This window comes from Massilia sp. CCM 8734 (assembly GCF_011682155.1).
In the GTDB taxonomy this organism is placed as follows: domain Bacteria; phylum Pseudomonadota; class Gammaproteobacteria; order Burkholderiales; family Burkholderiaceae_D; genus Telluria_A; species Telluria_A rubra.
The window spans coordinates 50,562-72,559 of the sequence record NZ_WHJI01000010.1 but is presented as its reverse complement, the minus strand read 5'-3'; the positions used below and the strand labels follow the sequence as shown (position 1 = coordinate 72,559).

At 61.8% G+C, this 21,998-nt stretch carries 23 protein-coding genes; 16 read left to right on the top strand and 7 right to left on the bottom strand.

Annotation, left to right across the window (positions count from 1 at the left end; all coding sequences use genetic code 11):
- The first annotated feature begins 14 nt into the window (after positions 1 to 14).
- From F2P46_RS11575 to F2P46_RS11560, 4 genes are all read left to right on the top strand, one after another.
- Positions 15 to 998 (top strand): branched-chain amino acid ABC transporter permease, encoded by a 984-nt coding sequence (locus F2P46_RS11575; RefSeq protein WP_166889117.1) that lies wholly within the window; start codon positions 15 to 17, stop codon positions 996 to 998.
- 87 nt (positions 999 to 1,085) lie between these two features.
- A complete protein-coding gene (locus F2P46_RS11570; protein ID WP_166889114.1) occupies positions 1,086 to 1,928 on the top strand; it encodes an alpha/beta fold hydrolase in 843 nt (280 codons plus the stop codon).
- 40 nt (positions 1,929 to 1,968) lie between these two features.
- On the top strand, positions 1,969 to 2,385 hold the full coding sequence (locus tag F2P46_RS11565) for a MarR family transcriptional regulator (protein WP_166889111.1): 417 nt from the start codon (positions 1,969 to 1,971) through the stop codon (positions 2,383 to 2,385).
- Positions 2,386 to 2,430: 45 nt separating this feature from the next.
- On the top strand, positions 2,431 to 2,841 hold the full coding sequence (locus F2P46_RS11560; protein ID WP_166889108.1) for a 4-oxalocrotonate tautomerase family protein: 411 nt from the start codon (positions 2,431 to 2,433) through the stop codon (positions 2,839 to 2,841).
- Here F2P46_RS11560 and F2P46_RS11555 read toward each other — a convergent pair.
- The 6 genes from F2P46_RS11555 to F2P46_RS11530 all read right to left on the bottom strand — a co-directional run bounded on the left by F2P46_RS11555 (position 2,838) and on the right by F2P46_RS11530 (position 9,472).
- Positions 2,838 to 3,773 (bottom strand): AraC family transcriptional regulator, encoded by a 936-nt coding sequence (locus tag F2P46_RS11555; RefSeq protein ID WP_229509233.1) that lies wholly within the window; start codon positions 3,771 to 3,773, stop codon positions 2,838 to 2,840. The two genes, F2P46_RS11560 and F2P46_RS11555, sit on opposite strands and share 4 nt — an antisense overlap.
- 36 nt (positions 3,774 to 3,809) lie before the next feature.
- Complete coding sequence (locus tag F2P46_RS11550) at positions 3,810 to 5,294, bottom strand: mannitol dehydrogenase family protein (RefSeq protein ID WP_208296588.1); 1,485 nt, start codon at positions 5,292 to 5,294, stop codon at positions 3,810 to 3,812.
- The gene (locus F2P46_RS11545) at positions 5,291 to 6,346 is read right to left on the bottom strand and encodes a sn-glycerol-3-phosphate ABC transporter ATP-binding protein UgpC (RefSeq protein WP_166889106.1); all 1,056 of its coding nucleotides are present in this window, start codon (positions 6,344 to 6,346) and stop codon (positions 5,291 to 5,293) included. The genes F2P46_RS11550 and F2P46_RS11545 overlap by 4 nt, the downstream gene beginning before the upstream one ends.
- Before the next feature lie 23 nt (positions 6,347 to 6,369).
- Positions 6,370 to 7,188: a carbohydrate ABC transporter permease gene (locus F2P46_RS11540; protein WP_166889103.1), complete on the bottom strand. Its 819-nt coding sequence runs from the start codon at positions 7,186 to 7,188 to the stop codon at positions 6,370 to 6,372.
- A gap of 10 nt (positions 7,189 to 7,198) precedes the next feature.
- On the bottom strand, positions 7,199 to 8,059 hold the full coding sequence (locus F2P46_RS11535; RefSeq protein ID WP_166889101.1) for a carbohydrate ABC transporter permease: 861 nt from the start codon (positions 8,057 to 8,059) through the stop codon (positions 7,199 to 7,201).
- A 102-nt stretch (positions 8,060 to 8,161) separates the two neighbouring features.
- A complete protein-coding gene (locus F2P46_RS11530; RefSeq protein ID WP_166889098.1) occupies positions 8,162 to 9,472 on the bottom strand; it encodes a sugar ABC transporter substrate-binding protein in 1,311 nt (436 codons plus the stop codon).
- Positions 9,473 to 9,735: 263 nt separating this feature from the next.
- Between F2P46_RS11530 and F2P46_RS11525 the strand changes: the two genes are divergently transcribed.
- A complete protein-coding gene (locus tag F2P46_RS11525) occupies positions 9,736 to 10,539 on the top strand; it encodes an L-iditol 2-dehydrogenase (protein ID WP_306667686.1) in 804 nt (267 codons plus the stop codon).
- Positions 10,540 to 10,704: 165 nt separating this feature from the next.
- Here F2P46_RS11525 and F2P46_RS11520 read toward each other — a convergent pair whose 3' ends face one another.
- On the bottom strand, positions 10,705 to 11,871 hold the full coding sequence (locus F2P46_RS11520) for an iron-containing alcohol dehydrogenase (RefSeq protein WP_166889095.1): 1,167 nt from the start codon (positions 11,869 to 11,871) through the stop codon (positions 10,705 to 10,707).
- 142 nt (positions 11,872 to 12,013) lie between these two features.
- On the opposite strand from F2P46_RS11520, the gene F2P46_RS11515 reads away from it, so the two are divergent.
- The 11 genes from F2P46_RS11515 to atpA all read left to right on the top strand — a co-directional run bounded on the left by F2P46_RS11515 (position 12,014) and on the right by atpA (position 21,952).
- A complete protein-coding gene (locus F2P46_RS11515; RefSeq protein ID WP_166889092.1) occupies positions 12,014 to 12,778 on the top strand; it encodes a TSUP family transporter in 765 nt (254 codons plus the stop codon).
- 187 nt (positions 12,779 to 12,965) lie between these two features.
- Positions 12,966 to 14,897, top strand: coding sequence for a tRNA uridine-5-carboxymethylaminomethyl(34) synthesis enzyme MnmG (gene mnmG, locus F2P46_RS11510; RefSeq protein WP_166889089.1), 1,932 nt, complete (start codon positions 12,966 to 12,968; stop codon positions 14,895 to 14,897).
- Positions 14,894 to 15,550: a 16S rRNA (guanine(527)-N(7))-methyltransferase RsmG gene (gene rsmG / locus F2P46_RS11505; protein ID WP_166889086.1), complete on the top strand. Its 657-nt coding sequence runs from the start codon at positions 14,894 to 14,896 to the stop codon at positions 15,548 to 15,550. The genes mnmG and rsmG overlap by 4 nt, the downstream gene beginning before the upstream one ends.
- Before the next feature lie 113 nt (positions 15,551 to 15,663).
- The gene (locus F2P46_RS11500) at positions 15,664 to 16,434 is read left to right on the top strand and encodes a ParA family protein (protein WP_166889083.1); all 771 of its coding nucleotides are present in this window, start codon (positions 15,664 to 15,666) and stop codon (positions 16,432 to 16,434) included.
- Positions 16,435 to 16,466: 32 nt separating this feature from the next.
- The gene (locus F2P46_RS11495) at positions 16,467 to 17,345 is read left to right on the top strand and encodes a ParB/RepB/Spo0J family partition protein (RefSeq protein ID WP_166889080.1); all 879 of its coding nucleotides are present in this window, start codon (positions 16,467 to 16,469) and stop codon (positions 17,343 to 17,345) included.
- Positions 17,346 to 17,738: 393 nt separating this feature from the next.
- A complete protein-coding gene (locus tag F2P46_RS11490; protein WP_099873359.1) occupies positions 17,739 to 18,077 on the top strand; it encodes an ATP synthase subunit I in 339 nt (112 codons plus the stop codon).
- Position 18,078: 1 nt separating this feature from the next.
- Positions 18,079 to 18,918 carry a F0F1 ATP synthase subunit A gene (gene atpB, locus F2P46_RS11485; RefSeq protein WP_166889078.1) on the top strand — a complete coding sequence of 280 codons (840 nt, stop codon included), beginning with the start codon at positions 18,079 to 18,081 and terminating at the stop codon, positions 18,916 to 18,918.
- 94 nt (positions 18,919 to 19,012) lie between these two features.
- Positions 19,013 to 19,258, top strand: a complete 246-nt coding sequence (atpE, locus tag F2P46_RS11480; protein ID WP_038494309.1) for a F0F1 ATP synthase subunit C — start codon at positions 19,013 to 19,015, stop codon at positions 19,256 to 19,258.
- A 79-nt stretch (positions 19,259 to 19,337) separates the two neighbouring features.
- Positions 19,338 to 19,808, top strand: a complete 471-nt coding sequence (locus tag F2P46_RS11475) for a F0F1 ATP synthase subunit B (protein WP_166882471.1) — start codon at positions 19,338 to 19,340, stop codon at positions 19,806 to 19,808.
- A gap of 2 nt (positions 19,809 to 19,810) precedes the next feature.
- On the top strand, positions 19,811 to 20,344 hold the full coding sequence (locus F2P46_RS11470; protein WP_166889074.1) for a F0F1 ATP synthase subunit delta: 534 nt from the start codon (positions 19,811 to 19,813) through the stop codon (positions 20,342 to 20,344).
- 66 nt (positions 20,345 to 20,410) lie between these two features.
- Positions 20,411 to 21,952 (top strand): F0F1 ATP synthase subunit alpha, encoded by a 1,542-nt coding sequence (gene atpA / locus F2P46_RS11465; protein ID WP_166889072.1) that lies wholly within the window; start codon positions 20,411 to 20,413, stop codon positions 21,950 to 21,952.
- The last annotated feature ends 46 nt before the right edge of the window (positions 21,953 to 21,998 follow it).

Genomic DNA, 21,998 nt, shown 5'->3' with positions numbered 1-21,998 from the left:
AACTGGAGCCATTGATGAACAAAAACATCGCTTACGGCGTCGCGCTGATCATTGCGCTGGCGGCGCCTTTTGTCGGCTATCCCGTCTTCCTGATGAAGTTGCTGTGCTTCGGGCTGTTCGCCTGCGCCTTCAACCTGCTGATCGGTTACACGGGCTTGCTGTCTTTCGGCCACGCCGCTTTCTTCGGCACGGCCGGCTACGTGACCGGGCACGCGCTGACCGTGCTTGGCTTGCCGACCGAAGTCGGCATCCTGCTCGGCGTGGCGGCCGGCGCGCTGGTCGGCCTGGTCATGGGCATGCTGGCGATTCGCCGGCAGGGCATTTACTTTTCCATGATCACCTTGGCGCTGGCGCAGATGGTGTATTTTGCGGCGCTGCGCGCGCCCTTCACGCATGGCGAGGATGGCTTGCAGGGTGTTCCACGTGGCAAGTTGTTCGGGGTAATCGACCTGAGCAACGACCTGACCCTGTATTTCGTGGTGCTGGCCATCGCGGTGGCGGGCTTTGCGCTGATTGTGCGCACGGTTCATTCGCCGTTCGGCCAGGTGCTCAAGGCCATCAAGGAAAACGAGCCGCGCGCCATTTCGCTCGGCTACGACGTCGACAAGTACAAGCTGGTGGCCTTCGTCCTGTCGGCCTCGCTGGCAGGCCTGGCGGGCGCCACCAAGACGCTGGTGCTGGGCTTCGAGACGCTGACCGACGTGCACTGGGCCATGTCCGGCCTGGTGATCCTGATGACCCTGGTGGGCGGCATGGGTACGCTGTCGGGGCCGATCATCGGCGCCTTCATCATCATCACGCTGGAAAACAAGCTGGGCGATGTCGGCACCTTCCTGGCGACCCACACCGGGGTCGAGTGGTTCAATACCCTGGGGGAATCGGTCGGCATGGTGACGGGGCTGATTTTCATTCTCTGCGTGCTGTTGTTCCGGCGCGGCATCGTCGGCGAAATCGGCGCTGCGCTGGCGGCCGCCGGCGTTCGTAAAAAATCCGTATGATTGCTTAAAATGCACGGTTGCAAGTCGGGCTGTGTAGGCCGGGTCGCATGACCCGGCTTTTTTTATCCAATTTTTTGCGGAGAAACGATGGAACAAACACTGAGCGTCAATGGCATTGCAATGCACGTCGTTACCGAAGGCGAGGGGCCGGCCGTGCTCTTGCTGCATGGCTTTCCGGATACGCATGCGGTGTGGCGCTTGCAGATCGATGCGCTCGTTGCCGCCGGCTACCGCGTCATCGCGCCGGACCTGCGCGGTTTTGGCCACACCGAAGCGCCCACCAGCGAGGACGCCTACGCCATGGACCTGCTGCGGGCCGACATGGTGGCCCTGCTCGACGCGCTCGGCGTCGACAAGGTGCTGCTGGTCGGCCACGACTGGGGTTCGGTAGTCGGCTGGAACCTGTGCATGGTCGCGCCAGAGCGCGTGGAACGCTTCGTGGCGCTGTCGGTAGGGCATCCGGCCGCCTACACCGAGGGCGGGCTGTTGCAGCTGCTCAAAGGCTATTACGTGCTGGTATTCCAGCTGCGCGGGATCGCAGAATCGATGATCAAGGCCTTCGACTGGCATTCCTTGCGCGGCCTGGCCAGTACCCCCGCCCAGTTCGAGGAATGGCGCGCGCAACTTGACCGTCCAGGTCGCCTGACCGCCGCCCTGAACTATTACCGCGCCAACCTGAAAATGTTTAACGCCAGCACTTGGCCGACTGTCACGACGCCGGTGCTGGGCGTGTGGAGCGCGGGCGATGTGGCCTTGACCGAAGCGCAGATGCGCGGCTCCGAGAAATATATGGGTGGCCCTTTCCAGTTCGAACGCATCGAAAAAGCCGGTCACTGGCTTCAGCTGGAAGCGGCGGAACAGGTGAATGCCTTAATACTGAGTTTTTTCGACGCGGAGCTCCAAAATGCTTCACGTGAAACAATGCCATAAACTGGTTGCGTAGCGAACTATCATCGGCTACAGTGGGTGCATGTTTGATCACTGCCTCTATTTCAATACCACTGCGCTGGCCCGGGTTCTCGAACGTGAGTGGACGCGCGCATTCAAGCCCTTCGGGCTGACGCCCTCGCAGGCCTTCATGTTGCGGGCGGTGCTGGCGCGGCCGGGTTTGCTGCAAAGCGAATTGGCCAGGGAACTGGTGATCAGCCGCCCGACCGCCACGCGCTCGCTCGACGGTTTGCAAAAGCTGGCGCTGATCGACCGCCGCGCCACCGGCGGGGACGGGCGCGAATGCGCCGTGTTCCCCGAAGCGCGTGCGCTGGCCATGCATGAAGAGCTCAACGCCGCGAGCGCGGCCGTCACCGCGCGCCTGAAGCAGCTTCTCGAACCGGAACAGTTCGCCGCCATCGTCGGTTCGCTCAAGCAGGCGCGCGCGGCAGTGGCTTGATCTTTTTTACCCAAGTAGTTGCATAGCTAATCAATGGAGATTCGAATGCCTATCATCAATATCAAAATCAGTGCCGTGAAATCGCCCGCCATGATCCGCCAGATTGCCGACCTGGTGCAGCACAAGACCATCGCCATCCTCGGGAAGAAGAGGGAGCTCATTGCCATCGCCATCGATTTCGTCGACCCCGACTGCTGGATCGTCGGCGGCGAGTCGCTGAGCGCGCAGCGCAAGCACAGCGTCTACGTGGATGTGAAGGTGACCGACGAGACCAACACCAAGGATGAAAAGGCGGCGTACATCGCCGAGGTGTTCGCCGGCTTTGGCGCGCTGCTCGGCACGCTGCACGCGGAAAGCTATATCTACGTCGATGACGTGCGCGCAACGGCCTACGGCTACGGCGGACGCACGCAGGAGTACCGCTACCAGCATCCGGCCGCTGACATAGGCTCTTAGGCGTCCGCCTCCGCGGATGCGGCGGTGCCGAAGCGACCGCCGGCCTGGCGCCGGAATTCTTTCGGCGTCACGCCCTTGATCTGCAGGAAGCGGCGGTTGAAATTGGCCACATTCTGGAAGCCGACGTCGTAGCAGACATTGGTGACGTAGTGGTCGGTGTTCATCAGCAACTGGCACGCCTTGTTGACCCGCAGCCGGGTGACGAAGTCGGTGAAACTGTTGCCAGTGGTCTTGCGGAAGAAGCGCGAGAATTTGCTCAGCGACATGCCGAGCTGATCCGCCACAGCCTCGGCCGAGATCGGGTCGCGGTAGTTGTCGGTAATGTAGCTCAGGACCGCGTTGACCTTGGCCAGGGTGCCCTCGTCATCGTACGAACGCATGGTGGCGCTCGAGAGCAAGCGGTATTTGTTGTTGCGCGCCAGGCGGCACATGAAGTTCACAAAATGGCCGAAGCGCTCGGCGCCGCCGCTGGCGCGAATCCGCAGGAAATCCTGCTCGGCCTCGGCCCCGATGTCGAGAAATTCAATGCCGTAGATGGAGCGCTCCAAGAGGGGCAGCAATTCGCGCAGCTCCGGGATCAGCCGCGCGGCTTGCTCCAGCGGTTCGTGGGCGAATTGCAGGATCATGTCGCGCAGCAGGACGCCTTCGTCCGGTACGCTGCCCGATATCCAGTTGTGCGGCAGGCGCGGTCCGGTCAGCACCAGGTGGCCGGGTGAAAATTCGCCAATGTAGTCGCCCACGAACAGCTTGCCGCTGGTCGAGACGATCAGGTGCAGCTCGTACTCGTCGTGGCAGTGCCAGCGCACGCGCGGGCTGGGATAGCCATGCTCGATGTAGTGGACGATGCCATCGTAGCTTTCGCGTTCGAGCTCGGGCGGCTTGGGCTGGAAGCGCTGCGGTTCCACGTGGCGTATCTGAGGCAAAGTGGTCATGTGTTGTCGTCCCCCGTTTGTCATCCCCATGGTCGTTCACTTTGCGCTTTCCAGCAAGTGCGACAGCGCGGCGCGCGCACCGATCCGGTACAGCCGCGCCAGCGCCTCGGCCACCGCGTCGACGAAGCGGGGCGCCTCGCTCAACTCGCCGAACAGCGCGCGCAGCGACAGCAGCGCGGCCGGGTCGGCGCCGCCGCGCACGGCCAGCTCGCGCAGCTGCGCGGCCAGCGGGTCGATCAGGGTGAGCGGGCGGCCCTGTTCGTCGCTGCCGTTCAGGTAGCGGAACCAGCACGCCACGGTGAAGCTGAGCAGGTCGATCGGACCGCCGCGTTCAAGCTGGTCGCGCACGGACGGCAGCACGAACTTGGGCATGCGCGCCGAGCTGTCGGTGCCGATCCGCAGCAGCTGGTCGCCAATGGCCGGATTGGCGAAGCGCTCGACCAGGGTACGCTTGTAGTCGGCCAAGTCGATGCCCTCGACCGCCGGCAGCAGCGGCGTGACTTCGATGTCCATCATGCTTGAAAACAGCTGGCGGATGTCGGCGTCGGCCATCGCTTCGTGTGCGTACTCGTAACCGAGCAACATACCGATGTAGCACAGCGACTGGTGGCCGGCGTTCAGCAGGCGCAGCTTCATTTTTTCGTAGGGCAGCACATCGTCCGTCATGTGGGCACCGACCAGCTCCCAGGCCGGGCGCCCGCCGGGAAAATGGTCTTCGATTACCCAGCTTTTGAACGGCTCGGCCATCACCGGCCAGGCGTCGGCCAGCCCGAAGTGCTGGCGCAGCAGCAGGCGGTGTTCGTCGGTGGTGGCCGGCGTGATGCGGTCGACCATGCTGTTCGGGAAGGCGCAGTGCTCGGCCAGCCACGCGGATAAGAGGGGATCGCGCAACCTTGTGAAAGCCAGCAGCATCGCGCGGGCGATATCGCCATTGCTTTGCAGGTTATCGCACGACATGACGGTGAACGGCGCCAGTCCGCGCTCGCGCCGCCGCGCGAGCGCCTCGGCCAAGTAGCCGAAGCAGCAGCGCGGCGCGTGCGGGTGGGCCAGGTCGTGCACGATGTCGGGATGGGCGGCGTCGAAGCTGCCGTCGCCCTGGTTGATGTAGTAGCCGCCCTCGGTGATGGTGAGCGAGACGATGCGGGTGCCGGGATCGGCCAGCTTTTCCAGCACCGCCCGCGGGTCGTCCGGCGCGTACAAAAATTCCAGCAGCGAGCCGACCACGCGCGCCGTGTCGCCGCGCGCGCTGCGCTCGACCAGGGTGTACAGGCAGTCCTGGGCCAGCATGGCGTCGCGCATCGCCGCATCAATCGGCAGCAAGCCCACGCCGCAGTAACCCCATTCGGCGTGGCCGGGAAGGCGCAGCAGGTCGTCCAGATACAGCGCCTGGTGCGAGCGGAAAAATCCGCCCACGCCAATGTGCACGATGCTGCGCGCCGGGATACTGCGATCGTAACCGGGGCCGGGAATGTGCGGTGGCAGATGCGCCAGCGCGGCGTTGTTCAAAGCGAGCGTCATCATCGCGCTCCCTGCGCCTGCATGCCGCACGTGGAACCCGACTTGTCGAAGTGGTGCACGAAGCCGTGTTCGAACGCCAGGTGGGTGCGCGCGCCCGGTTGCAGGGCGATCCGCTCGCTGCCGCGCGCGACCACCTGCACGTTGTTTTCCAGGCGCGCGTAGACCAGCGTTTCGACGCCGAGCGACTCGACCATGTCGACCGTGGCCGGCAGGCTGCCCGGCTGCGCCGCATCGAGCACATGCACATGCTCGGGGCGGATGCCGACAAAGCCGTCGGCAGCGGCCGCGCCGCCGGACAGCGCGGCCAGCCGCTGCAAGAGCGCCGCCGGCACCACGTTCATGCTCGGCGTGCCGATGAACTGCGCCACGAAGCGGTTGGCCGGGCTGTCGTACAGGAACAGCGGCGAACCGTGCTGCTCGATCTGGCCGTCGCGCAGCACCACCACGCGGTCGGCCAGGGTCATCGCCTCGACCTGGTCGTGCGTGACGTAGATGGTGGTGGCGCCCAGTTCGCGGTGCAGCTTGGCGATTTCGATGCGGGTCTGCACGCGCAGGGCCGCGTCCAGGTTCGACAGCGGTTCGTCGAACAGGAACACTTTCGGGTCGCGCACGATGGCGCGGCCGATGGCGACGCGCTGGCGCTGGCCGCCGGAGAGCTCTTTCGGTTTGCGTTCAAGGTAGTTGCCCAGGTTGAGGATGGCGGCCGCCTTGTCGACCTTGGCGCGGATCAGGGCGGGCGGCACGCCGGCCAGTTTCAGCGCGAACGACATGTTCTGGAACACCGTCATGTGCGGGTACAGCGCGTACGACTGGAATACCATCGCCAGGTCGCGCCTGGACGAGGGCAGGGCGGTGATGTCGCGCCCGTCCAGGTGCAGGCTGCCCTTGTCGATCGGCTCCAGGCCCGCGATCAGGCGCAGCAGGGTCGACTTGCCGCAGCCGGACGGGCCGACGAAGACGACGAACTCGCCCTTGTCGATCTCCAGGTCGATGCCCTTGATGGCGTGGTGCTCGCCGAAGAATTTTTCGATGTTTTTCAGTTGGAGGTAAGCCATGATCTTGATGTCCTATGGTTGTCTTATTTGACCGCGCCGAATGTCATGCCTTGCACCAGCTGCTTCTGGCAGAACCAGCCGAGCGCCATGATCGGCGCGATCGCCATCAGCGAGGCGGCCGACAGCTTGGCCCAGAACAGCCCTTCGGGACTGGAGTAGGAGGCGATCAGCCACGCCAGGGTGCCGGCGTTCGAGGCGCCCAGGTTGAGCGACCAGAACGATTCGTTCCACGCCCACACCATGCATACCAGCGCGGTCGAGGCGATGCCGCCCACCGACAGCGGCAGCACGATGTAGCGGAACTCGTGGAAGACGGTGGCGCCGTCCATGCGCGCCGCCTCCAGGATGTCGCGCGGGAGTTCGCGCAGGCTGGTGTAGAGCAGCCAGATCATGATCGGCAGGTTCATGAGCATGAACATGATGGTCAGGCCGACCCGCGTGTCGAGCAGGCCGGCGTACTGGAAGCAGACGTAGATCGGCATCAGTGCGCCCACGCCGGGCATGTAGCGCGAGCTGAGGATGAATTTGAGCAGGCCCACGGTGCCGCCGGTCGGGAAGAAGGCCATCGAGTACGCGGCGGGAATCGCGATCGCCAGCCCGAACACGGTCGAGAGCACGCTGGTGATGAGCGAATTGAAGGCGTAGCCGGCGTAGTGGTCGCGCGCCATCACCTCCTGGAAGCTGTGCAGGGTCGGCGTGAAAAACATCAGCGGCGGCGTGGCGATGGCCTGGGCTTCGGTCTTGAAGGCCATCAATCCGAGCCAGAAGATCGGGAAGAACAGCAGCAGCGCGAAAAACCAGGCGGCCGCCGTACGGGTGTGCAGTGCGAGTTTGTTGGTCATCGATGTCTCCCTATTTGGCCAGGTTCTTGCCGATTGAGCGCATCAGGAAGAAGGCGGCGATATTCGCCAGCAGCACAGCGAACAGGGCGCCGGCCGATGCCGCGCCGATGTCGTAGGACTGCAAGGCCTGCTGATAGATCATGAAGGTGATGGTGGTGGTCTCGAAGCCCGGACCGCCGCCGGTGGTAGTGAAGATCTCGGCGAACACCGACAGCAGGAAGATCATTTCGATCATCAGCACCACCGACACCGCGCGCCCCAGGTGCGGCAGGTACAGGTAGCGCAACTGCTGCAGGTAGTTGGCGCCGTCCATGCCGGCCGCTTCCAGCTGTTCCTTGTCCATCGATTGCAAGGCGGTCATGAAGATCAGGCAGGCGAAGGGCAGCCACTGCCAGGACACCATCATCACGATCGACAGCAGCGGGTAGTGCGAGAGCCAGTCGACCGGCGTCGCGCCGAAGAAAATGCTGACGTGCGCGAACAGGCCGTAGATGGGATTGAGCAGCATGTTCTTCCACATCAACGCGTTCACCGCCGGCATCACCAGGAATGGAGAGATCATCAGCACGCGCACGATGGCGCGCCCCGGAAAGGCGTCGTTGATCAAGAGGCCGAGCGCGATGCCGAGCACGACCGTGATCGCCATGACGGAAAACATCAGCACGAAGGTGTTTTTCAGCGCCGGCAGAAAGGCGCCGTCGGTGAAGAAAAAGATGAAGTTGTCGATTCCGTGGAAGTCATGTTCGCCGGGTGCGAGCATGCTGTAGCGCACGAACGCGTAGTACAGGGTGATCAACAGCGGGACGATGGAAATGACGGTGATGGCGCACACCGCAGGGGTCAGCAAGGTCCGGGGCAGGAGTCGTGTCATAAGGGTCTCGGGTGCGACAAGGGAACGCCGCCTGCCCGCAGGGGAGGCGACGACCGGCAACAGCTCTGGATGGGGCAGGCGCGTGCTGCGCCTGCGGCGCGCTTACTTGTAGTAGCCGCCCTTGCGCATCTCGCGCTCGGCCGCCTGCTGGGTGACCGCCAGCGCTTGCTCGACCGTGACCTTGCCCAGAAGAGCCGCGCTCATCTGCTGGCCGGCGGCCACCCGGATGGTCTGGAATTCCGGGATCGCGGCGTATTGCACGCCGACGTAAGGCGAGGGCGGCAGGGTGCTCTGGTTGGGGCGGCTGGTGGCGATGGCGGCGCCTTCGGCGGCGGCGAACTTGGCCGCCTTGACGAATTCTGGCGCGGCGTAGGTCGACTTGCGGGTGCCGGTCGGCACGCTGGCCCAGCCGGACTCTTTGGCGACCAGTTTGATGTAGTCCTTGGACGTGGCCCAGTTGATGAATTTTTGCGCCGCTTCGGGCTGCTTGGAGCTTTTTGGAATGGCCAGCGACCAGGCCCACAGCCAGTTGGCGCCGCGCTCGGTGGTGGCAATCGGCGACTGCGCGAACGCGACCTTGTCGGCCACCTTGCTTTGCTTCGGATCGGTGACAAAAGACGCGGCGATGGTGGCGTCGATCCAGATGCCGCACTTGCCTTCGTTGTACAAGGCCAGGATTTCATTGAAGCTGTTCGAGGACGAGCCCGGCGGACCGAAGTTTTTGAGCAGGTCGACGTAGGTGGTGACGGCGTCCTTCCACGGCTTGCTGGTAAATTGCGGCTGCCATTTCATGTCGAACAATTGGCCGCCGAAGGAATTGGCCATGGTCGTGATCAAGGCCATGTTGTCGCCCCAGCCCGGTTTGCCGCGCAGGCAGATGCCGTACACGCCGTTGGCCGGGTCGTGGATCTTGGCGGCCACGGCGCGGATGTGGGCCCAGGTCGGACGGTCTTCGATGCTCATGCCGGCTTTTTTGACGAGGTCGCTGCGATACATGATCATCGAGCTTTCGCCGTAGAAGGGCGCCGCGTACAGCTTGCCGTTCAGCGACAGGCCGTCGCGGATCGATGGCAGCAAGTCCTCGATATCGTAAGCGGCGTCGGGCTTGACAGGAATCAGCCAATCCTTATTGGCCCAGATTGGCGTTTCGTACATGCCGATGGTCATCACGTCGAACTGGCCGCCCTTGGTGGCGATGTCGGTGGTCATGCGCTGGCGCAGCACGCCTTCTTCCAGGGTCACCCATTTGAGTTTGATCTCGGGATTGGCTTGCTCGAAGAACTTGCCCATCTTTTGCATCTCGATCATGTGGCCGTTATTGACGGTGGCAATCACCAGGTTGGTGGCCGCCAGGGATGCGCCGCTGGCACAGAGTAGGGCCGTGCACAAGGCACTGCTTGCGATACGTTTCATGCTGTCGTCTCCAAATTTTTTTGGTTTTATATTCAATGCAAGGTGTGCACCGTGTACAGAATGTAGCACCGGACTCCGATACTTTCTGATACTGCAACTCCTACTGTCGATACTTTTTTGCAATGGGCGCTTGCCTGCGTGCCGCTGTATGGAGCGCCGATGCGGCTTGGATAAAAGTATCGACTATTGCGTACCCCGTATCAGGCTCGCTGCCTGATCGTTGCTAGACTTTTCCGCACTACCCACACGCAAGGAGATTGATGATGTCCACACAGCGCGCAAGCATGAACCGGCTCGCATCCAGGCATGCCCTGCTGACCGGGGCCGGCGGCGGGATCGGCCTGGCGGTGGCCGAGGCTTACCTGGCCGAGGGAGCGCGTTGCAGCGTGGTTGACCTGGCCGGCACGGCGCCGGCCGCGCTGGCACCGCTGATGGCGCGCTACCCGGACCACCTGCACTACCTGAGCGCCGACGTGCGCGACGCCGGCGCGGTCGCGGCCATGCTGGCGCTGGCCGCCGGCCGCTTCGGCCCCGCCGATATCCTCTTCAACAATGCCGCCGTGTTCGACATGGCGCCCTTGCTGGAATCGGACCTGGCGATGTACCAGCGCATCTTCGACGTCAACGTCAAAGGCATGTTTATTGTGATGCAGCAGGTGCTGCAATCGATGGTGGACGCGGACCGGACCGGCGCCATCATCAACCTGGCCTCGCAAGCCGGACGGCGCGGCGAGGCGATGGTGGCGCATTACTGCGCGAGCAAGGCGGCGGTGATCAGTTACACCCAGTCGGCCGCGCTGGCGATGGCGCCGCACGGCATTCGCGTCAACGCCATCTCGCCGGGGGTGGTCGACACGCCCATGTGGGAGCATGTGGACGCGCTGTTCGCGCGCTACGAACAGTTGCAGCCGGGCGAGAAGAAGAGGGCGGTGGGACTGGCGGTGCCGCTCGGACGGATGGGCACGCCGGGCGACCTGGCGGGCGCGGCGATTTTTCTTGCCAGCGACGAGTCGGCGTACATCACGGCGCAGACGCTCAACGTCGACGGTGGCGCCGTGATGAGCTAGTCGCTTAGAGCCTATTCTTGTAGGGAGCGTAGCTGGATGCCGGTCCAGCGGGAGCGCGGACAAGGCGGGAGGAGGACGCATGGCTAGCCATGCTACGACGAGCAACGCCGTCCCCGCTTCCGAGGGGCCGGCAGCAAGCGGCGCCTTGCCTACAAGAATAGGCTCTTAGTAGGCGGCGCTGTAGATGCGGTGGATATCGTCGCGCGTCAGTTCGCGCGGGTTGTTACCGAGCAGGCGAGTTTGCAGCATCGCATCGTCGGCCAGCTTGTCGATATCGGATTCGCCCACGCCGACCTGGCGCAGGGTGGTCTGGATGCCGGTTTGCGCAGCGATCTTTTCCATCGCCGCGATCAGCGCATTGGCGCGCGCTTCGTCGCTGCCGCTCGCGCCCGGATCGACAATCTGTGCCAGCTCGGCGTAATGCGCGCTCGCGTGCGACAGGTTAAAACGCAGCACATGCGGCAGCACCAGCGCGTTGGACAAGCCATGTGGCACGTGAAATATGCCGCCGATCGGGTAAGCGAGGGCGTGCACCGCCGCCACCGGCGCATTGGAAAACGCCTGGCCGGCGAGGCACGCACCAAGCAGCATGGCCTGGCGCGCCGCCAGATCGCCGCCGTGTTCGCAGGCGCGCAGCAGGTTGCGCGACAGCAGGAACAAGGCCTGGCGCGCCAGATTGTCCGACATCGGATTTTTCTTGTGCTTGCTGGTGAAGGCTTCGATGGCGTGCACCATCGCATCGATGCCGGTCGCGGCCGTCACCAGCGGCGGCAGGCCGAGGGTCAGTTGCGCGTCCAGGATCGCCAGGTCGGCGTACAGCTGGGGCGCGACCACGCCCATCTTGGTGGTCGCGCCGGTGGTGACGATGGCGATGTTGGTTACTTCCGACCCGGTGCCGGCGGTCGTCGGAATCTGCACCAAGGGCAGCCGTTTGCCGCGCACATTGCCGATCCCGTAGATCTGGCTGAGCGGCTGCTCGCTGCCGGCCAGTACCGCAATGAGCTTGGCCACATCCATCGAGCTGCCCCCGCCCAGGCCGATGACGAGGTCGGCATCGTGCCGGCGCGCCACTTCCACCGCTTGCAGTACCACCGATTCCGGCGGGTCGGCGACGACGTCGGACCAGACGTGGACCGCGATATTTTCCTGTTCCAGCGAGCGCTGCGGAGTGCCGACCAGGCCGGTGCCGAGAAAGCCCGGGTCGGTCACGATCAGCGCGCGGCGCGCATCGGGGAAGTGGCTGCGGACCAGGGAACCGAGCCGGCTGCTCGCGCCAGGGCCGGAAACGAGGTGGGGAACGGTGCTGAAACTGAACTCGGCGGACTCGGGCATTGGGGACCTCTTGGTCGATGGGAGATGTCAAAAGCTTACACCATTGGCGTACCGGGCAGGAAAATGGGCGGAGGAAACGTCCTTCGGATTTCTTACGTACAATATCCGGCTGTGCTGTTACGCCCCATTGCCTGGAAAATTCATGATCGATTTCGCCTTACTCGGATGCGCGGCTTTTCTCGCCGGCTTGGTAGATGCTGTTGTTGGCGGAGGCGGACTGATCCAGGTACCTGTGCTGTTCTCGGTGTTTCCACGTGAAGTGCCAGCGACCTTGTTGGGAACGAGCAAGTTCGCGGGCATCTTCGGTACGGGGGCTGCGGCCGTGAATTACGCGCGCAAGGTAAGGGTAGCGTGGAGCGCTGCCGCTCCGGCGGCGGTGTCGGCCTTGCTTCTGTCGTTTGCCGGCGCTTACACGGTGACCAAGGTGCCGGCCGATTTCGTCCGTACCGCGCTGCCGTTCGTGCTGGTGGCGGTCGCCGTGTACACCTTCCGCAAGAAGGATTTCGGCAGCGTCCACGCACCATTGCACAGCGGCGCGACCGAGCGCTGGGTGGCGGTGGGCATTGGCGCGGCCATTGGTTTCTACGACGGCTTCTTCGGTCCCGGCACCGGCAGCTTCTTGCTGTTCCTGTATGTGCGCTTTTTCGGGTTCGATTTCCTCAGCGCCTCGGCTGCCGCCAAGGTGGTCAACGTGGCCTGCAATCTGTCGGCGCTGATGTGGTTCGGCTATAGCGGCCATATCCTCTGGCAACTCGGCTTGCTGATGGCGGTGTGCCAGGTCGCCGGTTCCTTGGTCGGCACCAAGCTGGCGATCAAGCACGGCAGCGCGTTTGTGCGCAAACTGTTCCTGGTCGTGGTCAGCCTGCTGATCGTCAAGACAAGCTACGACGCCATCGTGAAGTGGTGATTGTTTCACGTGGAACAGCGCCCAAGCCATGCTGGATGTTCCACGTGAAACCATCGAAGTTCGTCAAATAGCACGTTCCACGTGAAACACTCCGTTGCGAGAAAATCGCAGATTCTGGGTGCAAAAGAGTCGGGGGTCTGAAAAGACTCTATAATCGGGCCTCATATCCCTCGCTCTACACTCCATCATGCAATTTCCAACTGAATTCGACGTCATCGTCGTCGGCGGCGGCCATGCCGGCACCGAGGCTGCACTCGCTTCTGCCCGCATGGGCCAGAAGACTTTGCTGCTCACCCATAACATCGAGACGCTCGGCCAGATGTCTTGCAACCCCTCCATCGGCGGCATCGGCAAGGGACACCTGGTCAAGGAAGTCGACGCCATGGGCGGCGCCATGGCGATTGCCACGGACGAATCCGGTATCCAGTTTCGCATCCTGAATTCGTCCAAAGGCCCGGCCGTACGCGCCACCCGCGCGCAAGCCGACCGCATCCTGTACAAGCAAGCGATCCGCTCGCGCCTGGAAAACCAGCCGAACCTGTGGCTGTTCCAGCAGGCAGTGGACGACCTGATGCTTGAAGGCGACCGCGTGGTCGGGGCGGTGACCCAGATCGGCATCAAGTTCCGCGCTCGCGCCGTGGTGCTGACGGCTGGTACTTTTCTCGACGGGAAGATCCACGTCGGCCTGCAAAACTACTCGGCCGGCCGTGCCGGCGATCCGCCGGCGATTTCGCTCTCTGCGCGCCTGAAAGAAATGAAGCTGCCGCAAGGCCGCCTGAAGACCGGCACGCCACCGCGCATCGATGGCCGCAGCATCGACTTTTCGCAGATGTCCGAACAAGCGGGCGACCTCGATCCGGTGCCGGTTTTTTCGGTCATGGGCAACACCGCCATGCACCCGCGCCAGGTGCCGTGCTGGGTCACGCATACGAATGCGCAGACGCACGACATCATCCGCGCCGGCCTGGACCGCAGCCCGATGTACACCGGCGTCATCGAAGGCGTCGGTCCGCGCTACTGCCCGTCGATCGAAGACAAGATCCACCGCTTCTCGGGCAAGGAATCGCACCAGATTTTCCTTGAGCCCGAAGGCTTGACGACCAACGAATTCTATCCAAACGGTATCTCGACCAGCCTGCCGTTCGACGTGCAGATCGCCCTGGTGCGCTCGATGAAGGGCATGGAAAACGCCTTCATCCTGCGCCCGGGCTACGCCATCGAATACGACTATTTCGACCCGCGCGGCCTGAAAACCTCGCTCGAAACCAAGGCGGTGCAAGGCTTGTTCTTTGCCGGCCAGATCAACGGCACTACCGGTTACGAAGAAGCGGCGGCGCAAGGCATGCTGGCCGGTATCAACGCGGCGCTGTTGACGCGCGGCCAGGATGCGTGGATTCCGGGCCGTTCCGAAGCCTACCTCGGCGTGCTGGTGGATGACTTAACGACGCAAGGCGTGGCCGAGCCGTACCGCATGTTCACCAGCCGCGCCGAGTATCGTCTGAGCCTGCGTGAAGACAATGCCGACATGCGCCTGACCGAAATCGGGCGCAAACTCGGCTGCGTGGGCGACGCCCAGTGGGAAGCATTCGAGCGCAAGCGCGAAGCGGTCGCCGTCGAACTGGAACGCCTGCGCACCACCTGGGTGAACCCGCGCATCCTCGCCAGTACCGAATCGGAACGTGTGATCGGCCAGGCCATCGAACGCGAATATTCCTTGGCCGACTTGCTGCGCCGTCCCGGCGTGGACTACGACAAGCTGATGGGCTTGTCCGGCGTGGAAGGCCAGGCGCTTGCCGGCCCCGGCGTTGATGACCCTGCGGTCAAGGAACAGGTCGAAATCCAGCTCAAATACGCCGGCTATATCGACCGCCAGGCCAAGGAAGTCGAGCGGCACGACCACTATGAAAACCTCAAATTGCCGGCTGGATTCGACTACCTCGACATCACCGCGCTGTCGATCGAGGTGCGCCAGAAGCTCGACAAGCAACGTCCCGAGACCTTGGGGCAGGCGTCGCGCATCTCGGGCGTGACGCCGGCGGCCATCTCGCTGTTGCTGGTGCATTTGAAAAAGCGTGGCGCCAAAGGGTTCGCCACGCTCAACGAGGAGTTGGCAGGATGAAGTTTTTCGACCGTAACGCCATTGCGCCCGTACTAGCCAATGGCATTAAAGAACTCAAGCTGGACCTGAGCGAACAGCAGCACGCGCAATTGCTCGACTACCTGGCGCTGCTGCACAAGTGGAATTCGGTCTACAACCTGACCTCGGTGCGCGATCCGATGCAGATGGCAACCCACCATGCGCTCGATTCGTTGGCCGCGGTGTCGGCCTTCGAGGGCGCGGCCAGCGTGCTCGACGTCGGGGCAGGGGGTGGACTGCCCGGCATCGTGCTGGCGATTGCCCGGCCGGGCATGTTAGTGGCCCTGATCGATACCGTGCACAAGAAAACCGCGTTCCTCACGCAAGTCAAAGCCGAGCTGGGCCTGGCGAATGTCACCGTGCACACGGCGCGCGTGGAGCAGCTGCAGGTGCCGCACAAATTCGACGTCATCACCTCGCGCGCTTTTGCCGACCTGTCCGACTTTGTGAACTGGTCGGGACACCTGCTGGCCGAGGGCGGCAAATTCATTGCCTTGAAAGGCACGGCGCCGGCGGACGAACAAGAACGGCTGCCGGCCGACTGGAAAGTGAGCGAATTGCGGCCTATCCAGGTTCCAGGGCTGCAAGCTGAACGGCATCTGGTTTTTATCGAAAAGAACCTGCGCACAGAATAAATCGTATAAATCATATAAACGGTTTATATCGTTTAAACCGTATAAATCGAATAAACGGTTTATACGATTAAAACAGTATAAATCGTTTGCATCAAACTATTATAAGAGCATACATGGCGAAAATATTTTGCGTTGCAAATCAAAAGGGCGGGGTAGGCAAGACCACCACCAGCGTTAACCTGTCGGCGGGCCTGGCCAAACTGGACCAGCGCGTGCTGCTGGTCGACCTGGACCCGCAGGGCAACGCGACCATGGGCGCTGGCATCAACAAGGCCGGGCTCAAGGCATCGACCTATGAAGTGCTGCTGGGCGAGGCCGAGGTCAGCGCGGCGCGCACGCGTTCGGAAGCGGGGCGCTTCGACGTGCTGCCGTCGAACCGCGAACTGGCCGGCGCCGAAGTCGAGATGGTCGAACTGGAAAACCGCGAGCGCCGCCTGAAGGATGCGCTGGCCTCGGTCGACAAGGATTACGACTTCATCCTGATCGACTGCCCGCCGGCCTTGTCGATGCTGACCCTGAACGGCCTGTGCGCCGCGCACGGCGTGATCATCCCGATGCAGTGCGAGTACTACGCGCTGGAAGGATTGTCCGACCTGGTCAACACCATCAAGAAGGTGCACGCCAACCTGAACACCGACCTGAAGATCATCGGCCTGTTGCGCGTCATGTTCGATCCGCGCATGACCTTGTCGCAACAGGTGTCGGCCCAGCTCGAGCAGCACTTCGGCGACAAGGTCTTCAATACCATCATTCCGCGCAACGTGCGCCTGGCCGAAGCGCCGTCGTACGGCGTGCCGGGCGTGGTGTTCGATCCGTCCTCGAAAGGAGCGCAGGCCTACATCGCCTTTGGCGCCGAGATGGTCGAACGCATCAAGACAATGTAAACATACGCATCACACAGATAGGCAACGAACATATGGCAACCAAAAAACTCAAGGGGCTCGGTCGCGGGCTCGACGCGCTGCTGGGCGGCGACGGCGAGGGCGCCAAGCCCGACACGCCGTCGGTGCTGGCCGTGCATCAGATGCAGGCCGGTAAATACCAGCCGCGCACGCGCATGGACGAAGGCGCGCTCAACGAACTGGCCGCCTCGATCAAAACCCAGGGCATCATGCAACCGGTGCTGGTGCGCCCGATCGGGCAGGACACGCTGACCGGCGCGGTGCGTTACGAGATCATCGCCGGCGAACGGCGCTTCCGCGCGGCGCAACTGGCCGGGCTGAACGAGATCCCGGTGCTGGTGCGCGACGTGGACGACCAGGCCGCAGCCGCGATGGCGCTGATCGAGAACATCCAGCGCGAGGATCTCAATCCGCTGGAAGAGGCGCAGGGCATCCATCGCCTGATCTCGGATTTCAATTTCACGCACGAGCAGGCGGCCACTGCAGTCGGGCGTTCGCGCAGCGCGGTGTCGAACTTGCTGCGTTTGATGAACCTGGCGGCGCCGGTGCAAACCATGCTGATGGCCGGCGATGTGGACATGGGTCACGCGCGCGCCTTGCTGGCGGTGGACCCGGCCAGCCAGATCGCGCTGGCCAACCAGGTGGTGGCAAAACGCCTGTCGGTACGCGAGACTGAAAAGCTGGTGGCCAGGGAACTGGAAGAGCAGGCCAACCCGAGCACGACCCGGCAGAAGGAAAAATCGGGAGATATTGCCCGGTTGGAAGAAGAGCTGTCCGACAAGCTGGCCACGCCGGTGTTGTTCAAGATGGGCGCGAAGGGCAGGGGACAGATGATCATCGATTTTGCCGATCTGGATATTTTGGACGGCGTACTGGCGCGTTTGCGGGCCTAAATCGATCCAATAGCATCATCTAGACCTCAACCCCGTCGTTCCCGCCTGCGCGGGAACGACGTGCTCATAACCTCCCAGGTAATTGCCCCCTCCCGACCACGCGCCTACGATATAACTGTACCCCGCGCCAGCAGCCAGAAGTGAGCCGCACCGACCGCTCCCACGAACATTATCACGCAAGACGTTTCTTCTAGTTAACGTTTAGCAAGGAGGACCAGTTCGCCCCCGTTTAGTGCAGATTGCAGAAAAATGCGTGGTTTTTGAACACAATCAGGCTCATTCACAGTGCGGCAACGTTTGACGCATGCCAGCATAAGCACTTATAATCCCGCTGATTCACATAATTCAGACACCGAAACACGGCACATATATGGCTGGCGCAAGGAATACAACATGTTGCGCTTAGTCTCCCTGCAATTGATGGTAACAGTCGCTGCTGGCCTCATCGCCGCGCTTCTGGGGGGATGGGCTGCGATGCTGTCGGCGGTGTTCGGCGGATTGTGTTGTGTCTTGCCCAATGCCGTGTTCGCGTTGCGCCTGTTCGCCAATACGAAGAAACCAGGTGGGGCCGACCCGATATCGTTTTTTATCTGGGAATTCATAAAGATTGCTTTGACGGTGGCGCTGATTGCCGCGACCTTCTCGCTGTACCGCGACTTGAATGTGTTCGCCATGATTGGCGGCTTCATCGTGGCGCTGAAAAGTTACATATTCTTAATATTTAGGCACTGACATGACGAGTCCAACACTTGAAGCCGGCGCACCACACGCGCAGACTGCATCAGAATACATCAAGCACCACCTGGGTCACTTTTCGACCAAGCATCAGGAAAATGTGGTCGATTTCTCCATTATCAACATGGACACCATGTTTTGGTCGATCGCCATGGGCATTCTTGGCTGCCTGATCATGTGGATGGCGGCCCGCAAGGCCACCTCCGGCGTGCCGACCCGCTTCCAGGCGGCTGTCGAAATGGTCTTCGAGATGGTCGACAACCAGGCCAAGGGCATCGTGCACGGCGACCGCAGCTTCATCGCGCCGCTGGCACTGACCGTGTTCGTCTGGGTTGCACTGATGAATTCGCTGGACTTCTTGCCAGTCGATCTGTTCTCCGCCTTGTTCAAACTGCTGGGTATCGAACATATCTTCCCGTATCACCGCGTGGTTCCGACCGCCGACCTGAACGGCTCGCTGGGCATCGCCCTGGGCGTGTTCGCACTGATGATCTACTACAGCATCAAGATCAAGGGTTTCGGCGGCTGGATTCACGAACTGTTTTCCGCACCATTCGGCATTGCCATGGCGCCGTTCAACCTGCTGTTGAACATCATCGAGTACGCAGCAAAAACCGTGTCGCTCGGCATGCGACTGTTCGGCAACATGTTTGCTGGCGAACTGCTGTTCCTGTTGATCGCTTTGTTGGGTGCGATGGCTACGACGTTTGGCTTTGTCGGCCACGTCATCGCCGGTTCGGTTTGGGCTATTTTCCACATCCTGATCGTGTTCCTGCAGGCGTTCATTTTCATGATGCTGACCCTGGTATACCTGGGCCAGGCGCATGAAGGTCACTGATCGGCACAGCTCGAACAGAATCGAAACATAGTAGTAGTTGGCAAAGTTTGTAATTTTTAATCTAGTTTTTAATTTACTTTTTGAAGGAACTCTCATGACTGACCTTTCTTTTGTTGCTCTGGCTTGCGGTTTGATCATCGGTCTGGGCGCTATCGGCGCTTGTATCGGTATCGCTATCATGGGCGGCAAATACCTCGAAGCTTCGGCTCGTCAGCCTGAACTGATGAACACCCTGCAAACCAAAATGTTCCTGCTGGCTGGTCTGATCGATGCGGCGTTCCTGATCGGTGTTGGTATCGCAATGCTGTTCGCATTCGCCAACCCATTCGTACCGAAGTAATTTAAGTTCGGCACTTCGCTGGTTATGAATTGCCGAACCTTCCGGGTTCGGCATCCGTTTTTGTAAGAAGGAAAATACCGTGAACTTAAACGCAACCTTGTTTGCCCAGTTCGTGGTCTTCTTCATCCTGGCTGGTTTCACGATGAAATTCGTGTGGCCCCCACTGATGAAAGCGCTCGACGAGCGCATCCAGAGGATCTCGAACGGCCTGGCCGCAGCTGACCGCGGCAAGGAAGAAATGCAGAAAGCCCATGAGCAAGTCCAGAAAGACCTGGCCGCTGCCCGTGACGAAGGTCAAAAGCGCATCATCGACGCCGAAAAGCGCGCCGCCATGATTCTCGACGACGCAAAGAAAGCAGCTGCTGACGAAGCGGCCCGCATCATCGCGTCCGCCAAAGCTGAAGCCGAGCAACAAGTTACCCGCGCGCGCGAAGAACTGCGTGGCCAGGTCGCTGCCCTCGCCGTCAAAGGCGCCGAGCAGATCCTCAAGCGTGAAGTGAACGCAGCGGCCCACGCCGACCTGCTGTCGCAATTGTCGGTCGAGCTGTAATCATGGCCGAACTCGCAACCGTCGCCCGTCCTTACGCCGAAGCCCTGTACCGCGTTGCCCAGCAAGGCAACGTGGCAGCTTGGTCCGAAGTGTTGTCCGAGCTGGCCCAGCTCGGCGCTCACCACGATGTGCTGGCCTACGCGGCCAACCCGAACGTGAACGCTGCCGATGTCGCATCGACCATCGGCTCGCTGCTGAAGTCGCCAACGACCGCGGAAGTGAGCAACTTCGTTGCCATGCTGGTAGAAAACCACCGCGTGTCGCTGCTGCCGGAAATCTACGCCCAGTTCCAGGTGCTCAAGAACACGAATGCCGGTGCCGCAGACGCCAACATCACCAGCGCCTTCGAGATTGCCCAGCCGCAGGTTGCGCAACTGGTCGCGACGCTGGAAAAGAAATTTGGCCGCAAGCTCAACCCAACGGTGACAGTGGATCCCTCGCTGATCGGTGGTGTGCGCGTGGTCGTCGGTGATGAAGTGCTCGATACCTCGGTACGCGCCAAGCTGCAACAGATGCATGTTGCGCTGACAGCGTAAAGAATCGCACAACGCGCCGGCGCAGACGCCCTTGCCTTACGCATCAAGAAACTATTAGGAGTTAGCATGCAACTTAATTCATCTGAAATCAGCGAACTGATCAAAAGCCGGATCCAAGGCCTCGAAGGTTCGGCTGACATTCGCAATCAGGGCACGGTAATCTCCGTAGCCGACGGTATCTGCCGTATCCATGGCCTGTCGGACGTGATGCAGGGCGAGATGCTGGAATTCCCGGGCAATACCTTTGGCCTGGCGATGAACCTCGAGCGCGACTCCGTCGGCGCCGTGATTCTGGGTGCTTACGAGCACATTTCCGAAGGCGACACCGTGAAGACCACCGGCCGCATCCTGGAAGTGCCAATCGGTCCTGAACTGAAGGGTCGTGTTGTCAACGCCCTGGGCCAGCCGATCGACGGCAAGGGTCCTGTCAACGCCAAGCTGACCGCCGCGATCGAAAAAATCGCACCGGGCGTGATCGCCCGCGAATCGGTTTCGCAGCCAATGCAGACCGGCTTGAAGTCGATCGACTCGATGGTGCCGATCGGCCGTGGCCAGCGCGAGCTGATCATTGGTGACCGCCAGACCGGTAAATCGGCTGTCGCGATCGATGCGATCATCAACCAGAAGGGCCAGAACATGACGTGTATCTACGTCGCGATCGGCCAGAAGGCATCGACCATCAAGAACATCGTGCGCTCGCTCGAGACGCACGGCGCGATGGAATACACCATCGTCGTGGCAGCATCGGCTTCCGAGTCGGCTGCAATGCAATACATCTCCGCGTACTCTGGTTGCGCCATGGGCGAATACTTCCGTGACCGCGGCGAAGACGCACTGATCGTCTACGATGACCTGTCGAAGCAAGCAGTTGCTTACCGTCAGATCTCGCTGCTGCTGCGCCGTCCACCAGGCCGCGAAGCCTATCCTGGCGACGTGTTCTACCTGCACAGCCGCCTGCTCGAACGCGCGGCACGCGTGAACGCAAAATACGTCGAAGACTTCACCAACGGCGCCGTCAAAGGCAAGACCGGTTCGTTGACTGCACTGCCGATCATCGAAACCCAGGCTGGCGACGTGTCCGCTTTCGTTCCGACCAACGTGATTTCGATTACCGACGGCCAGATCTTCCTGGACACCTCGCTGTTCAACTCGGGTATCCGTCCTGCGATTAACGCCGGTATTTCGGTATCGCGCGTCGGTGGCGCCGCCCAGACCAAGGTCATCAAGGGCCTGTCCGGCGGTATCCGTACCGACCTGGCGCAGTACCGTGAACTGGCTGCGTTCGCGCAGTTCGCTTCCGACCTGGACGAATCGACCCGCAAGCAGCTCGACCGTGGCGCACGCGTGACCGAACTGCTCAAGCAGGCCCAGTATTCGCCAATGTCGATCTCGATCATGGCAGTGACCCTGTTCGCAGTGAACAAAGGTTACTTCGATGACGTCGAAGTCAAACGCGTACTGGCGTTCGAATCCGGTCTGCACGGCTACATGAAGACCAAGCAAGCTGCTCTCCTGGCCAAGATCGAAGAAACCAAGCAACTGGACAAGGATGGCGAAGCCGCCATGGCCGCAGCCATTGCTGACTTCAAGAAATCCGGCGCGTATTAACGCTTGTGGGACGGACCTGCGCGCAGCGTAGGTCGGTCCTCAAGAA

Excerpts from the sequence above, each read along its gene's own strand:
- F2P46_RS11575 (WP_166889117.1), top strand. The coding sequence starts at position 15 with ATGAACAAAAACATCGCTTACGGCGTCGCGCTGATCATTGCGCTGGCG.
- F2P46_RS11570 (WP_166889114.1), top strand. The coding sequence starts at position 1,086 with ATGGAACAAACACTGAGCGTCAATGGCATTGCAATGCACGTCGTTACC.
- F2P46_RS11565 (WP_166889111.1), top strand. The coding sequence starts at position 1,969 with ATGTTTGATCACTGCCTCTATTTCAATACCACTGCGCTGGCCCGGGTT.
- F2P46_RS11560 (WP_166889108.1), top strand. The coding sequence starts at position 2,431 with ATGCCTATCATCAATATCAAAATCAGTGCCGTGAAATCGCCCGCCATG.
- F2P46_RS11555 (WP_229509233.1), bottom strand. The coding sequence starts at position 3,773 with ATGACCACTTTGCCTCAGATACGCCACGTGGAACCGCAGCGCTTCCAG.
- F2P46_RS11550 (WP_208296588.1), bottom strand. The coding sequence starts at position 5,294 with ATGATGACGCTCGCTTTGAACAACGCCGCGCTGGCGCATCTGCCACCG.
- F2P46_RS11545 (WP_166889106.1), bottom strand. The coding sequence starts at position 6,346 with ATGGCTTACCTCCAACTGAAAAACATCGAAAAATTCTTCGGCGAGCAC.
- F2P46_RS11540 (WP_166889103.1), bottom strand. The coding sequence starts at position 7,188 with ATGACCAACAAACTCGCACTGCACACCCGTACGGCGGCCGCCTGGTTT.
- F2P46_RS11535 (WP_166889101.1), bottom strand. The coding sequence starts at position 8,059 with ATGACACGACTCCTGCCCCGGACCTTGCTGACCCCTGCGGTGTGCGCC.
- F2P46_RS11530 (WP_166889098.1), bottom strand. The coding sequence starts at position 9,472 with ATGAAACGTATCGCAAGCAGTGCCTTGTGCACGGCCCTACTCTGTGCC.
- F2P46_RS11525 (WP_306667686.1), top strand. The coding sequence starts at position 9,736 with ATGTCCACACAGCGCGCAAGCATGAACCGGCTCGCATCCAGGCATGCC.
- F2P46_RS11520 (WP_166889095.1), bottom strand. The coding sequence starts at position 11,871 with ATGCCCGAGTCCGCCGAGTTCAGTTTCAGCACCGTTCCCCACCTCGTT.
- F2P46_RS11515 (WP_166889092.1), top strand. The coding sequence starts at position 12,014 with ATGATCGATTTCGCCTTACTCGGATGCGCGGCTTTTCTCGCCGGCTTG.
- mnmG (WP_166889089.1), top strand. The coding sequence starts at position 12,966 with ATGCAATTTCCAACTGAATTCGACGTCATCGTCGTCGGCGGCGGCCAT.
- rsmG (WP_166889086.1), top strand. The coding sequence starts at position 14,894 with ATGAAGTTTTTCGACCGTAACGCCATTGCGCCCGTACTAGCCAATGGC.
- F2P46_RS11500 (WP_166889083.1), top strand. The coding sequence starts at position 15,664 with ATGGCGAAAATATTTTGCGTTGCAAATCAAAAGGGCGGGGTAGGCAAG.
- F2P46_RS11495 (WP_166889080.1), top strand. The coding sequence starts at position 16,467 with ATGGCAACCAAAAAACTCAAGGGGCTCGGTCGCGGGCTCGACGCGCTG.
- F2P46_RS11490 (WP_099873359.1), top strand. The coding sequence starts at position 17,739 with ATGTTGCGCTTAGTCTCCCTGCAATTGATGGTAACAGTCGCTGCTGGC.
- atpB (WP_166889078.1), top strand. The coding sequence starts at position 18,079 with ATGACGAGTCCAACACTTGAAGCCGGCGCACCACACGCGCAGACTGCA.
- atpE (WP_038494309.1), top strand. The coding sequence starts at position 19,013 with ATGACTGACCTTTCTTTTGTTGCTCTGGCTTGCGGTTTGATCATCGGT.
- F2P46_RS11470 (WP_166889074.1), top strand. The coding sequence starts at position 19,811 with ATGGCCGAACTCGCAACCGTCGCCCGTCCTTACGCCGAAGCCCTGTAC.
- atpA (WP_166889072.1), top strand. The coding sequence starts at position 20,411 with ATGCAACTTAATTCATCTGAAATCAGCGAACTGATCAAAAGCCGGATC.